This window comes from Arthrobacter sp. B0427-1-12 (genome assembly GCF_059092905.1).
The window spans coordinates 1-12,480 of the sequence record NZ_JBNHIC010000077.1 but is presented as its reverse complement, the minus strand read 5'-3'; the positions used below and the strand labels follow the sequence as shown (position 1 = coordinate 12,480).

Annotated in this window: 9 protein-coding genes and 4 pseudogenes; 6 read left to right on the top strand and 7 right to left on the bottom strand. The window is 65.3% G+C overall.

Annotated features, from left to right (window positions below; all coding sequences use genetic code 11):
• Positions 1-121, bottom strand: a pseudogene (locus AC5RWU_RS22365) (ferredoxin reductase); the annotation flags it as partial.
• Positions 122-290: 169 nt separating this feature from the next.
• Between AC5RWU_RS22365 and AC5RWU_RS22360 the strand changes: the two are divergent.
• Entirely contained in the window at positions 291-1,421 is a 1,131-nt protein-coding gene (locus AC5RWU_RS22360) for a PucR family transcriptional regulator (protein ID WP_494037327.1), read from the top strand.
• Positions 1,422-1,581: 160 nt separating this feature from the next.
• Here the strand turns inward: AC5RWU_RS22360 and AC5RWU_RS22355 are convergent.
• Both AC5RWU_RS22355 and AC5RWU_RS22350 read right to left on the bottom strand, forming a co-directional pair.
• Positions 1,582-2,057: pseudogene (locus AC5RWU_RS22355) on the bottom strand (aldehyde dehydrogenase family protein); the annotation flags it as partial.
• A gap of 1,229 nt (positions 2,058-3,286) precedes the next feature.
• Positions 3,287-3,493 carry a helix-turn-helix domain-containing protein gene (locus AC5RWU_RS22350; protein WP_494037326.1) on the bottom strand — a complete coding sequence of 69 codons (207 nt, stop codon included), beginning with the start codon at positions 3,491-3,493 and terminating at the stop codon, positions 3,287-3,289.
• Between the two features lie 765 nt (positions 3,494-4,258).
• Between AC5RWU_RS22350 and AC5RWU_RS22345 the strand changes: the two genes are divergently transcribed.
• Positions 4,259-4,579, top strand: a complete 321-nt coding sequence (locus AC5RWU_RS22345; protein WP_494037325.1) for a hypothetical protein — start codon at positions 4,259-4,261, stop codon at positions 4,577-4,579.
• 241 nt (positions 4,580-4,820) lie between these two features.
• Positions 4,821-4,997: pseudogene (locus tag AC5RWU_RS22340) on the top strand (DUF4193 family protein); the annotation flags it as partial.
• A 559-nt stretch (positions 4,998-5,556) separates the two neighbouring features.
• Here AC5RWU_RS22340 and AC5RWU_RS22335 read toward each other — a convergent pair.
• Positions 5,557-5,760, bottom strand: coding sequence for a cold-shock protein (locus AC5RWU_RS22335; RefSeq protein ID WP_493986604.1), 204 nt, complete (start codon positions 5,758-5,760; stop codon positions 5,557-5,559).
• 452 nt (positions 5,761-6,212) lie between these two features.
• On the opposite strand from AC5RWU_RS22335, the gene AC5RWU_RS22330 reads away from it, so the two are divergent.
• The 3 genes and pseudogenes from AC5RWU_RS22330 to AC5RWU_RS22320 all read left to right on the top strand — a co-directional run.
• Positions 6,213-6,473, top strand: a complete 261-nt coding sequence (locus AC5RWU_RS22330) for a hypothetical protein (protein WP_494037324.1) — start codon at positions 6,213-6,215, stop codon at positions 6,471-6,473.
• A gap of 678 nt (positions 6,474-7,151) precedes the next feature.
• Positions 7,152-7,949 (top strand): metallophosphoesterase family protein, encoded by a 798-nt coding sequence (locus tag AC5RWU_RS22325; RefSeq protein ID WP_494037323.1) that lies wholly within the window; start codon positions 7,152-7,154, stop codon positions 7,947-7,949.
• A gap of 34 nt (positions 7,950-7,983) precedes the next feature.
• Positions 7,984-8,622 (top strand): annotated as a pseudogene (locus AC5RWU_RS22320) (glycosyltransferase family A protein); the annotation flags it as partial.
• Between the two features lie 100 nt (positions 8,623-8,722).
• On the opposite strand, the gene AC5RWU_RS22315 reads toward AC5RWU_RS22320, so the two are convergent.
• The 3 genes from AC5RWU_RS22315 to AC5RWU_RS22305 form a co-directional block, all read right to left on the bottom strand.
• Positions 8,723-11,293 carry a DNA methyltransferase gene (locus AC5RWU_RS22315; protein ID WP_494037322.1) on the bottom strand — a complete coding sequence of 857 codons (2,571 nt, stop codon included), beginning with the start codon at positions 11,291-11,293 and terminating at the stop codon, positions 8,723-8,725.
• 59 nt (positions 11,294-11,352) lie between these two features.
• The gene (locus tag AC5RWU_RS22310; RefSeq protein WP_494037321.1) at positions 11,353-11,619 is read right to left on the bottom strand and encodes a hypothetical protein; all 267 of its coding nucleotides are present in this window, start codon (positions 11,617-11,619) and stop codon (positions 11,353-11,355) included.
• A gap of 235 nt (positions 11,620-11,854) precedes the next feature.
• Positions 11,855-12,181 carry a hypothetical protein gene (locus tag AC5RWU_RS22305; protein ID WP_494037320.1) on the bottom strand — a complete coding sequence of 109 codons (327 nt, stop codon included), beginning with the start codon at positions 12,179-12,181 and terminating at the stop codon, positions 11,855-11,857.
• Positions 12,182-12,480: the final 299 nt, after the last annotated feature.

Here is a 12,480-nt window from a genome sequence, read left to right as displayed (position 1 = left end):
TCACCACGCCGCGCAGCTGACGGGTGGAGGACACGGGGTTGAACAGGGACGCAAAATCTTCCGGGGCCAGTGGAGTGGTCAGAACAGATGCGGCACGTGCCAGCCTGCGGAGCCGGATCATGCCTTAAGCCTATGGCTTCTGGGACCGTATTTCTCCTAGTCCCGGATACGATCACATGTGCAAAACTATCATTGCGAAACAATTTAGGGGGTTCTCCGTGGAGTCCGGACCGCTCAGCACCCCAACCCAACAGGGATACGGGCCGCCCTGGCTGGCGCTGCCGAAGGAAGTGGGCGATCTTTTGCGGCCCATGGTTCCCGGGGTTGTGGAAGCCATTATCGACGCCGTTCCGAAGCTGGTGCCCGCCTACGCCCTGCCCCTTGAGGGCCGGTTCGGCCGCGGGCTGCACCGCGGGGTGGCCGAAGCGCTGGACCGTTTCCTCCAGTTGCCCGGCACCCGCCTGCCGGCCCTGTCCGATGAGAGCCGGCAGGTGGTAGCCGGTCTGGGCAGCGGTGAGTTCCGGCAGGGCCGCAGCATGGATGCCCTGCTGAGCGCATACCGGATCGGAGCGCGGGTGACGCTGCGCGAGATGTCCCGGGCCTCCATGGAGCAGGGGCTGGGCCCGAACGTTGTCGTGAATCTGGGCGAATCCATCCTGGCCTACATCGAGGAGCTCTCCGCGGTCAGCGCCGAGGCCTACGCCTTCGAACAGTCTGAACGCGCCGGAGCAATGGAACGGCGCCGTACCGAGCTGCTGGAACTGCTGCTGATGGGCCAGGCCGACGAGGCGGCCCTGCGCCGGGCAGCTTCCATGGCCGACTGGGCACTGCCGCCACGGCTCGCGGCGGTCATGCTGCCGCTGGACTGTGCCGCCGGCCTGCGGCTGCGCCTGGGTCCCAGAACCCTGGTCGTTGAACGCGAAACCGATGCCGTCGCCCTCGTCCCGGCCCCGCCGACTGCTGCCGCACGGAAGGAACTGGAGACCGTCCTACACGGCCGGTCCGCTGCCGTCGGACCGGCCGTAGGCTGGCAACGGGTACCCGACTCACTGCGGCTGGCCATGCTGGCCGCCTCGGTGCTGCCGCCCCGGCAGGACCCCCACGACCCTCCGCTCTGGGCCGAGGACCACCTGGTGCAGGTGATCCTCGGCGCAGAACCAACCGCCATCACCGAACTGGCCCGGCGCCGACTCGCACCGCTGGAGACCCTGCGTCCGGCTCAACGCGCCAGGCTCACCGAAACCCTGCACTCATGGCTGCGGCATTGGGGCCAAAGAGCCCCGATAGCAGCAGAACTCAAAATCCACCCCCAGACTGTCGGCTACCGGATAGCCCAGCTGCGCGAACTTTTCGGCGAACAGCTGCAAGACCCGCAAGCACGGTTCGAACTCGAACTCGCACTTCACGCCGGAAGACGCTAAAGCAGTGGACTCACAGCGCAGCCGCCCCTCCACCCGACGACCCCGTCATATGCGCAGTTATTGGCATTTATGTGCCTGACGCGGGCTGTATCCGGGGGTGGAACAGGACCAATCGAACTGCATGATGGGCAGCGTCAGGGGTGTTGCCTGGCGCTGCCCATTATGGTGGTTTCCAGCCGGCGATGACCTGCGGGGCGCCGAGTTGCTTGAGCCCTTCGACGCCGAACTCCAGGCCGTAGCCGGACTGCTTGGCGCCGCCGAACGGAATGCGCGGATCGATGGCGCCGTGCTTGTTGATCCACACCGTGCCGGCCTCGATCCGGGGCGCGACCTCGGGGCCGTCGCCGGATCCGAAGACCAGACCGAGGCGCCCAGGCCGACCTCGAGCGAGTTGGCCATCTCAACGGCCTCGTCCACGCTGGAGTACTTGCTGATCGGCAGCGCCGGACCGAATTGCTCCTCGGCGACCAGCGGGTTGTCGTTATCGATGTCCGCCACCAGGGTGGTCGGGTAGAAGTAGCCGGCCTGGTCCGTCTCCGGCTCGCCGCCCACCAGGACGCGGGCACCGGAGTCCTTGGCCGCCTGCACCAGCTTGGAGACGATGTCGAACTGGGCCTTGTTCTGCAGCGGCCCGAGCCTTGGCGGCAAGAACGCCAGACCCCCGATCTGTTTAACACAGCGGCTGCCCTGTCTTGGCATCATTTGGCGAAGCGGGGGAGGTCCAGCCAGGCGTTGGTTTGCCCGGACCGCCCCACCTAGCCTGCCTCAATATGGTTCCACCGTTCAGACGGGGCAGAAGCGCCGGCGCGGGCACATGGAATGAGCCGGCCGCCGCCGTCGAAGCAGCATAGCCGGGTTTCCTTTTTGCAGGGAAAACACCGCGGCCGGGAATGCAGCTGCAATCCCGGCCGCGGTCCTTTAACAGAAGAATTCCTGCTTCCGATGGCGCTGTCCAGGGAAGGGACAGCGCCATATGCGTTATTGCCGGCGTTCGAGCCGCAGGGCGTTGTTGGGCGCCGGGGCAGGGATGGCGCGTTGCTCCCCGATTTTGGGGATGGCGGGCCAGCCGGTAAACGATCAATCATTAGGTGTCTGTGTGCCGAGACTTGTCCCCCCGCATCTGCTCCCGGCACATAGGCCCCGGTTCACCTGATTCCTGGTCCACCGCCGCTCCCAAAAAAGCCCGTGAGGAGAACGGGACAGCGTATTGCCGAGACTGCGAAGGCCAGGAGAGATAACCGGCCGGAAGCCGACGAACCGGCAGCATCGTCCCACCGGGCCTCCGGGCAGGGAGATACGAAGATCAGAACGCATCCATAAAGGCACCGCGAAACGATCCAGGCATGGTTCCGGTGACGGTTCCGGGCCAACCGGCCTACGGTCCTGCGGAGTCCCGCGATATCAGGCGAACCAGTCCCAGTTGGGGCGTGCCCACATATCCGGTACCCGGTGGGTACGGGTGCTCCCGCAGCGGCTGCAGATGTAGGCGGCGTGGGCCGGTTCCTGCCGGCGGTCCGGCAGGGTCCGGGCCGGGAGGTACTCCTGGAAGTGAAGGAACTCATCGGACCGCACCCGGGACAGGAGGGCACTTCAGCACCAGCGGCCGGGGAAACCTGCCGGGGCTGGAGCTCGTGCCGGTGCCGGGGCCGCTGCGGGGTGTTTGGGGCTGGCATGGGTGGATCACCACATTGTCATCGGTGCCGGTGTGTCGAACGGTTCGCCGGCAGGGGCTGATATCGGCGGGAGTATCCGGGACTGGCAGGTCCGGGTTCTCACTCGCCGGGACGCGGTTCTTGTGTTCCCTCCGGTACCGGGGAAGGCCCTCCCCGCCGGCTGCCTGCGCTGTGGCCGGACCCGGGCTGTGGTCAGAGCGGGGGAGCGCAGACCAGGGCGTTGTCCAGATACCGGGCCAGCCGGTTTCTGCTGATCCGGTAGGTGTGTCCGACCCGTACCGCGGGCAGGCGCGCGTTGCGGATCATCCGGTAGACGGTCATGCGTGAGACCCGCAGCCGGGCGGCGACCTGCGCGACACTGAGCAGGACGTCATTACCGGCGGTGAAGTCATCTTTCATTGTTCCCCCATGGTTGGTTGCCCGAAGATGCGAAACCGTACCGGCCCTGAGAGGGCCGGTTGACTACGGACTGTAGGGAAAAACACAGCTGCGCGTACAGGGCGGCCGTGACCTTTCCGTAACAATAAGGCCGGATCCCGGGATCCGGGCCCTGATTATCCGGGCCTGCCCGGCGCACTTTCCGGCCGGCGACCGGAGCGCCCGGCAGCAGGCAGGAACGGGCCGCACCGGGGAAAACAGGGCCCACCGGCAATCACAGGCCACCGGCGGTCCCGGCGGTCCCGGCGCCGGCCGGCGGTTCTGCCGGTGCCGGCGTCATAATCCGCTTCCGGGGTGTAAGGTGACCGCAGTCACAGGTAGGTTGCTGGCCCGGGCAGCCTCGCACCCGCCGCAGCGGCGCTGACCTGCCCTGACGGCTCAATGAGGAACCTTGGGGGAGAACCATGACCGGCAGATTCGAGATTGTGCGGGACGGGGACAGGAAACTGCGGTTCAGGCTGACCGACGGTGAGGGCCGTCCGGTCGTCTTTTCCGGTCTTCGAGCACAGGCCGCAGGTGGCCGCGGCCATCACGGCGGTGCGGGAAAACGCTGCGACGGCACCGGTGATCGACCGGACGCGCACCGTCTAGGCCCTTGCCGTCCGACCTGCCGCAGCGCCGCCGGGGGAACCGTCTCCGGCCCAAAGCCGCAGGGCGCTGCGGCCTGCGCGGCGCTTCGGGAATTACCGTCAGTTGCATCCGGCACGGACCAGGAGATGAGCCACTATGGGACAGTTTCCGATTCAGCAGTGGTGGGACCTGCTTGACCCCGGCACACAGCAATGGCTGCTGCGGAACCCGGGATGCGTGGTCCTGCCCCGCACACTCGCCAACGCCATCCAGCAGGCCGCCGGCGATATGGGGCAGAACCGGCACGGCGAAGTGCAGCTCACCCCGGCCGATCAGGACTTCCTGAGGGCCAAAGCCCGCACTGCCAGGGGAGCTTCCCTGCACCTGGCTGCCAAAGGACCGCCTGTGGCGCCGCTGCATGCCACAGACAGTCCTTCCGGACCGAGCTGCCTACGCGCAGCCGGTCCGCCGGAATGAGTCCGTGCCCGAGGCGGTGCAGAGACCGACCATCCAGACATATGCGCTGCCGTCGGTGTTCGGATCCGGCTTCAGAAGGGAGAGGGAAGACGGTCGGGACGGTTTATGGCTATGGGCGGGCCGTCCCGGTGCTCCCTGGGTATCCCTGTGCTGCCCGCGGCGCTGGGCCGGTCTGATTCCGGGTCCGGCGGCGTGATCGTGGCGAACGTGCACTGGCGGACGCCGGGTCCCGGCATGTCCGGATGTGTCAGAGGGGGACTGTCCGGACAGGCCGGAACCAGGCGAGGAGCCGCATGTGCGGGTGATCCCCGTTCAGGCCGATGAGTTCACCTGCGGATCCTGCTTCCTGGTCCACCACCGCTCCCAGAAAGCGCGCGAGAAGGACGGCGTCGCCTACTGCCGCGACTGCGAAGACTGAGAAAGACAGCGACAGCATCCCGGAAAGAGGACGGATTCCGGCTCAGATCACCGAGGCTTACCGCAGCGCGGCTGCCTGAATAACAAAGCCGGGCTCAGGCTTGGGCTGAAGTGAGCCTGAACGCGACGGGGACGGGCAGATCCGTACCTTGGACCGGGAACCGACGCCCACCAGGAACCGACGCCCACCCGAAACCGGCGGGCCTAACGCCGCCCCGGGCCCGGCTGCAGGGGTTCATTCCACCGGGTCCCTGGCCTGTTCCGGGGCAGACTTCAGCTATCGCGGCCCGGGGCACCTGAAGCCGCCCGGGGATCTCAGGTGCCGGTGAGGGAACAGCACCAGGATCTGCGCTGGCCTGCCCGGAGCTGCCGGCGCTTTTTCTGACGGACTGCACCGGGTCGTGAAAAACGGCGCCGGTGGACGGGAGCCTGAAGGAGCACTCCCGTCCGCCGGTTCACGCAGTGCGGGCTATTAGGACGCTGGAGAGCCGACCGCCGATTCGTGGTGTCGTCCTGCCCCATCCGGGAGCCTGCCTGGGGCCGGTTTCAGGCCTGGCCCTTTAGACCGGGCGGATGTTCTCCGCCTGCGGTCCCTTCTGGCCCTGGGTGACGTCGAATTCGACGCGCTGGTTCTCCTCCAGTGAGCGGTAGCCGCTGGCGGAGATGGCGGAAAAGTGCGCGAACACATCCGGTCCGTTGTCGTCAGGGGTAATGAAGCCGAAGCCCTTGTCCGCATTGAACCATTTGACTGTTCCTGTTGTCATGCTGCATTCCTTCTGGGCCGGCTCTGCGGATCCGTGCTGTGGACCCCCGTCCCGCCGCCCGCTCCCCAGCCTATGTGCCGGGATTCGTACCGGACAAGGGCGCATAGGTGGTTCTGGACGTTCCGGACGGGAAATGGTTTACGGAAGTGCGGTTATCAGTGCTAGAGCCAATCGCGGTTGCATAGCGACAGCGTGCTCCAGGCAAGTTCCCCGGTGGTTTTCGGCATCTACATGGACAGGTAGCAGGGGATCGTAGTTAACCAGCAGGAACCTGATGCGGGGCCCAGGCCCTCCGTCGTCACCGCCCCCGACCCATCGCCTGGGGCTTCCCGGCCTTGGCGGGCGCAAGGCGGCCCACGGGACCAGAGGATTCAGCGATGCCTGCCTCCTTATGGTCAGTGCCCGGACTCCCGCCGCCCTGCACAATGCCGGTGTGAAGGTCTTTCAGCCTGGTGCATGTCTATGACGATACGGTCGTGGCCTCCGTCGTACCGGCCGGCAGGTACGGAACCGTCGGACAGCAGGTCAGCGGCAGGGAAACCGCCCGGCGCCTGACCGCAGCCGGAATCTATATTCCGGAACCACCCAACGGGGCAACCGGAGACGGCCGCTGCGCCGACGACACCGCCGACCCCGGACGGGACGGCGGCGCGCCGCCGGTGCGGGAAACCGGCCTTGATGCTGACGAAGCCGCCGAACAGCGACCGCGCTGACGACAGCTGGCCGCTGGCCGGTCACCGTGGAATTCGCCGAAGTTATGGAAGGCAGCGGCTTAGTCGCTGGGGCTGATATCGGTGTTTAATGCCCGGCCATCCGGTTCCCGGATGTCCTGTTCCTCGGCCGGTCCGGCGGCCTCATGGAGGCCAGGGACCAGGCCGCGGGCGGACGAATTCCCACCGATGTTCCCGGTTTGGCCGGCCTCATCAGCATCCCCGATACCGCCGGCAGCGTTGGCGGTGCCGTTTTGGGTCTGGGGGCCGGCGGGGAGCCTTCCGGAGGGTCCGCCATACTGTCCCGTACGTCTGCGTCACCGTCCTGTGTCCTGTCCGAAAGGCTGTCCGGCAGAACGCCCGAATCCTCCGCGACGGATGCCTGGCCTTCAGGCAGGTCCCGGGAACGAGGCCGGGAACCTCCCTGACTCCGTCCCGGGTTTCGCTGTCTGCCGGTTCCGATTCAGTGCCCATGACCGTCTCCTGGCTTGCACCGGACTTCATTCTCCCCGCTAACAGCAGATCCCGCCGGTAAGAACTTTCCGGCTCCGCACGGACAGAAACACCCGGAAGTGACGGGGAACAGCAGATGCCGTTGGCTATTGGCCGTTCTCACCCCCCTGGCCGGACAGATCCGGACAGGAAAGTCCTTCTTCCCTGCAGGTGGATCCCTGACCGAAGATGGAGAAGCTCCTACCGCTGCGCCAGGAGGCGGGAGCAGGGGAAGGAACCATGGAGAACAGCGAGAAGGTTCTGGTTGCCGGAGACTGGCACGGGAACACCCCCTGGATGCAGACGGTCCTGGTCAAGGCTGCCGCCGACGGCTACCGGACCATCATCCACGTCGGTGACCTGGCGGTGCTCTGGCCCGGCGGGCAGCAGTTCACCCGCCGGCTGGTCCGGCACCTGGAGGAACTGGACCTGAGAGTCATTTTTGTGGACGGCAACCACGATGTGCACCCGAAGCTGCGCGCCCTGCCCCGGAACGCCGAGGGTTTCGGCACCATCAGCGACCGGCTGCTCTATGCGCCCCGCGGCCACCGCTGGGAGCTGGACGGAGTCCGATTCGGTGCCCTGGGCGGTGCCCGTTCGATCGACAGGCAGTGGCGCACCGAGGGCAGGACCTGGTGGCCGCAAGAGGACGTGACCGCCGAAGACGTCAAGGCCCTGGGGGACGCACCCCTGGATGTGCTGATCACCCACGAGGCGCCGGCTGGCATCAACGTCACCTCTTCGCTGGGCAGGAAGTTGCTGGCGGCTTTGGCACGGGAATCCCGGATGAGCCGGCTGCATGTGCTCGAGGCCGTGCGGGCCACGGAACCGGAACTGGTGTTCTGCGGGCACTGGCACCAGCGGCACACCGAAACCCTGGCCGGCTCGAACACCCGGGTCGAGGTGCTGCACCGGGAGAAATTCGAGGGCAATCTGGTCACCCTGCACCTGGAGGAGTTGAGGGTCGCGGCGTACCCGATGCGGTGAGCCCGGGCCTGCACCCGGCCCCCGTTAAAAACCCATGACGGACGGATGTCTGCCCGCGGCGTACGCCCGGCAGCAGCGGTCCTTGCCGGGATCATCGAGCCGAACGGGAAGCAGTCGTTTCGGCTTCCCCTGTCTCCGGTTTCGGCCTGTTCGTCACCCGTCCAGACCCCGGGAGCCCTTGACGTTCTACGATGGGCCAGGAACCGGGACAGGCGCCGTGCATCACCAAGACATGGTGATGCCGCTGCCGGATACCTGGCACGGGCCGGTGAAGGGAGCAGAGATGGAGCCGTCGCTGTCGGTCGTTATTCCGGTCAAGGACGGCGCCGTGATGCTGGCCCAGTGCCTGGGCCTCCTTGGGTGCCAGACCGTCCGGCCGCTGGAGATCGTGGTGGTGGACAACAACTGCGCCGATGACAGTGCCCGGGTCGCCGCCCGGTATGGTGCCCGTGTCGTCGTCGAATCGGCTCCCGGCATTCCGGCCGCCGCGGCGGCCGGCTACGACGCAGCGGCCGGGACCGTCGTCGTCCGCTGTGATGCTGATTCGGCGCCGCCGGTCCACTGGCTGGAACGCATCCGGGACGCCTTTACGCCGACCCGGGCCCTGGATGCGCTGGTCGGCACCGCGGATTTCTACGGCCTGTCCCGCCCCTGGGTGCGGGCGGCCGGCGCGCTCTACCTGCAGTCCTATCTGCTGGGAATGCGGCCGGTTTTCGGGCATGTGCCATTGTGGGGGTCGAACATGGCCTTCCGGCGCTGCGCCTGGCAGCAGGTCAGCGCTGCGGTGCACCGGGAGGACCCGGAACTGCATGACGATGTGGACCTGAGCTTCCACTTCGGCCCGCACCGGAGCATCCGGTACGACCCGGGGCTGCGCGTGGGGATCTCGCCGCGGTCGCTGTACGGGTTCCGACAGAACCTGCGGCGGCTGGACCGGGCCCGCCGCCATCGGTGCCCATCCGATGGATTTTCTGGTTCAGGCAGAGCAGCTGTGCCAGCGGGTCAGTCGTTGCGGGAAGTCCGTAGGCTTCCTCGACGGCCTCGTCCAGGGCGTGGTGCAGGTCTCTGAGCCTGCTGTTTTCGGCTGTGCGCAGGGAGTCGTATTGTTTGGCCAGGGTTATGCCCTCGGCCAGATAGTCGTTACGGAGCGCAACGATCTCGGCCGTTGTCCCGGCGATTTTTTCGGCTGCCTGAGGGGATGGGTTTTGTGGCCATGGGAAGCTGTCAAAGACAGTGGTGGATGTGTAGCGCAGCCGGGTCTGCAGGGTTGAACAGCGAGCCTGAAACCACAGCCGGTGCAGCGATGACTGCAGAATTCCCAGCGAATAGTCATCGTCGAAGGCGAAGGCCTGGGCAGTATCTGCAAGCCGAATGCTGGAATCGATGAAGGTGAAGACGGGGATTCGCCTGTCGCTGGATACCCTGGCTACGGCGATGTACCGGCCAAGGGGTTCGAGGGCTTTGAGCATCTCCTGGCGCCGGTAGTTCAGCTGCCACCAGTTGCTGAGGAATCCCTGGTGATGGCGGTTCAGCCAAGCTCTTGGATTGCCGGCAAGGATCTCTGCGTTGCGGGAAGACTCTTCCCTGGCTCTTGCTTCCTTGATCGGCAAGACCGTCGTTTTCAAATGGGCCATGGCTGAGGGGTAACGGCTGGCCGCTGTGAGGGCATCGGGTTCGTCGATGTCAATGACCCATCCGGTAGGACCGAAGCCGTGCAGGATCTCGTGACCTCCCAGACACGGGTGAACAGCGGCTGCAGAGTCAGCCATGATTTTTTCGGTTATTCTGCATTCCGCTTCTTTGAGGATGTAGCCGCCGGTTACCCCGGGTGTCTGCCCCTGGAAGCAAACCTTGGGTTTCGTGTTGACGGCCAGTTGGTGTGCCCGGCGCAGATCTGTCTGGGGGGAAAGCGATGATGAGATTCTTGGCAGTTCGAGGCGGGCGGTTCCGTTTTCGAGCCACAGTACTGCGGTCTCAGGTCCTTTGACTCCGTTACCGGTCTTCATCCAGTCAATGATGGAGACTGTCGCTCCGGCTTCCCCCGACCACGGCTGGCCGGCAACCGCCTCGGTGATGACGCCGTTGTTATCGAGGATGTAATCCAGTGATGACTCCCGGGAATGGTTCTGACGGACCGTGTTGGTCGCGACAAAGCCCGCGCGGCCGCCGGGCCTGAGCGCGTCATGGGCCAGGGTAAACCAGTAACAGGAAAAGTCGGCGGCGCCTGAAACTTCGGGATGGGCAGCGAGGACCCGGCTGGAATAGGCCGCACCCAGTTCGCGGCGCATCTTCCGCCTGCCCAAATAGGGCGGATTGCCGATGATCGCATCGACCCTGGGCCAGGCGGTGAAGAGCGCATCAGCATGCCGGATGGAATTATTCGGATCGTCAAACGGTCCTGTTACGGGACCACCATGCAGTTCGTCCGAGCTGAGCTTTTCGGCCATCATCATCGTTAGTTTGGCGATTTCAACAGCAACGGGATTGATGTCAAAGCCATAGAAGTGATCAAGGGAGACAAAGCAGGCCGACGACCGGTCAGCAGGTGCCTCCCGCCACCGGTCCGAAATCAATTCCCGGGCTTCCTTTTCCAGACGGCGAAGTTCACGGTAGGCGACGTAGAGGAAGTTTCCCGAACCACAGGCAGGATCCAGCACTCTAAAATTGGAGAGCGCACGGAGTTCCCGCTCCAGCGCTTCGATGCTTCCTTTTGCTGCATCCAGACGCCGGCGCCAGGGAGCCACGATGGTGGGAAGGACGACTTTGCTGATGTCCGCCCGCGACGTGAAATAAGTCCCGCTGGCATGCCGTTCGCCCTTATCCATGAATCCCTCCAAGAGCGTGCCGAAAATCTCCGGCCGGACCTCCGCCCGGACCTCCGAGGAAACTGAACGTAACAAATCGAGCTCATCGTCGGTCAGATCCACAGAACAGATATCAGCGAACAACCCTCCGTTGAAGTACGGGATTCCCCGGGAATTACTGCCCGAAGTATTTGCAGGGGCGCTCATCTGACGCAAGAGCCCGCAGATCCTCTTAGCTGCATCCACACCGTTCCTGGCATCCAGCAGGATCCGGGTATACGTTTGCGCAGGCATCAGCCCTATGTCTTCGGCAAACATCGTCAGCACGGACTGCAGGCAGAACCGCTGAGCGGCCCGGCGCTCGATCCCACGTCCGCAAAGCGATCTGAATAGGTGTGCAACCTCTACTGCTACCTGTCCGGCACCCCGGACCGGCTCATGACCGAACACCGGCTGCGCATCCATAGGGGCTGGGAAGGCCTGAACGCCGGCCCGGCGGAGAAGGTTCCTGGAACTGACCCTATCCATGGGTTCCTCCACGGGATGCTCCACGCCGTCAATCCAGAACTGACCATGGGCCGGCACGACGGTGGGACCGGTCAGGCCCGGCTGTTGCCGCTGTAGGTTGCCCGGTAGCTGCAGTGCCGTTCGCGCAGGCACCCGTTGAGCGCCTGGGCCAGGCAGTCCCGTTCGGCGGCCGGAAGCGCGAGGAGTCCGTGCAGGTAGGCTTCGATTTCCATAAGTCCCGCCGTACCGCCGGCACGGCGGCTGCGCGCCCACAGGGCGCCCAGGGACAGGCCGGAGAGGATAAAGGCGATGGTGGCGGTGCGGCGCTGCCGCTCGTATCCGGTGTGCGCGGTCATCATGTCCCGCTCCCGCTGTGCAGTCCCAGGAACCGCGGGAGTCTTCACGGCAGTACGGGGGATGTGGAACACATACTACCTGCCGGGACAGCCGGGCGCACCGGCCGGGATACCGGTATTTCCGCCTTCCGTCCGGACAGAATATGCCGTTAGGATTCCTCGTCCGCTGCGGCCTGTTTAAGGACGACCGGTTCCTGCGGTGGTGACATCGGACTTATCAGGGATGGAAGAAGCGCGGCTAGATGGTCCCGTCGACCCTGGGATCGCTGGCCGGGCGGAATACGGTGAGGTCCCGGGAAGCCAGGACCTGCGGATCGTACCGGGCGACTCCGGCATAGAAGTCCCCGTAGGAGTTGGTGTCGATCAGGATCATGGCCTTCTCCGAGTACAGGATGGTGTGCCGTCCCACCGCGTCAGGCCAGGACATCAGGCCGGTGAAAGCGGCCGCATCAAATTCCTCCAGCGAAATGATGCCCAAATCGTCGAGTGAACCGCGGGCCAGGGCCATGTTGTCGGGGCTGAGGAACCGGGGGATGAGGTATTCGATCATCGATGCGGGAACCATATCGTTTCTTCCGTTGGGAGCGGTCAGACTCCAGTACACCAGCAGGCAAGACGATCACAACGAGTTCAGCCAGCGCGGTGCGGAACTGAACGGGATCGCGCGCCCCCGCAGGTGCCGGTCAACGTCACTTCAGAACTACCCGCTCACGCAACAGCCCAGACACGTCCTATGCGCTGTTATCGGGGTTGTTGCGTTACGTGCCTCAGCCTGCGTTCGGGACGATGAGCGGCTTGATGCAGTTGTCGAGCTTCGCTGAGAAGATGTGGTATCCCTCGGCGATGTGCTCCAGCGGGATCCTG

Coding starts and splice junctions, on each gene's coding strand:
- AC5RWU_RS22350 (WP_494037326.1), bottom strand. CDS start 3,493: ATGAAAGATGACTTCACCGCCGGTAATGACGTCCTGCTCAGTGTCGCG.
- AC5RWU_RS22345 (WP_494037325.1), top strand. CDS start 4,259: ATGGGACAGTTTCCGATTCAGCAGTGGTGGGACCTGCTTGACCCCGGC.
- AC5RWU_RS22335 (WP_493986604.1), bottom strand. CDS start 5,760: ATGACAACAGGAACAGTCAAATGGTTCAATGCGGACAAGGGCTTCGGC.
- AC5RWU_RS22325 (WP_494037323.1), top strand. CDS start 7,152: ATGGAGAAGCTCCTACCGCTGCGCCAGGAGGCGGGAGCAGGGGAAGGA.
- AC5RWU_RS22310 (WP_494037321.1), bottom strand. CDS start 11,619: ATGATGACCGCGCACACCGGATACGAGCGGCAGCGCCGCACCGCCACC.
- AC5RWU_RS22305 (WP_494037320.1), bottom strand. CDS start 12,181: ATGGTTCCCGCATCGATGATCGAATACCTCATCCCCCGGTTCCTCAGC.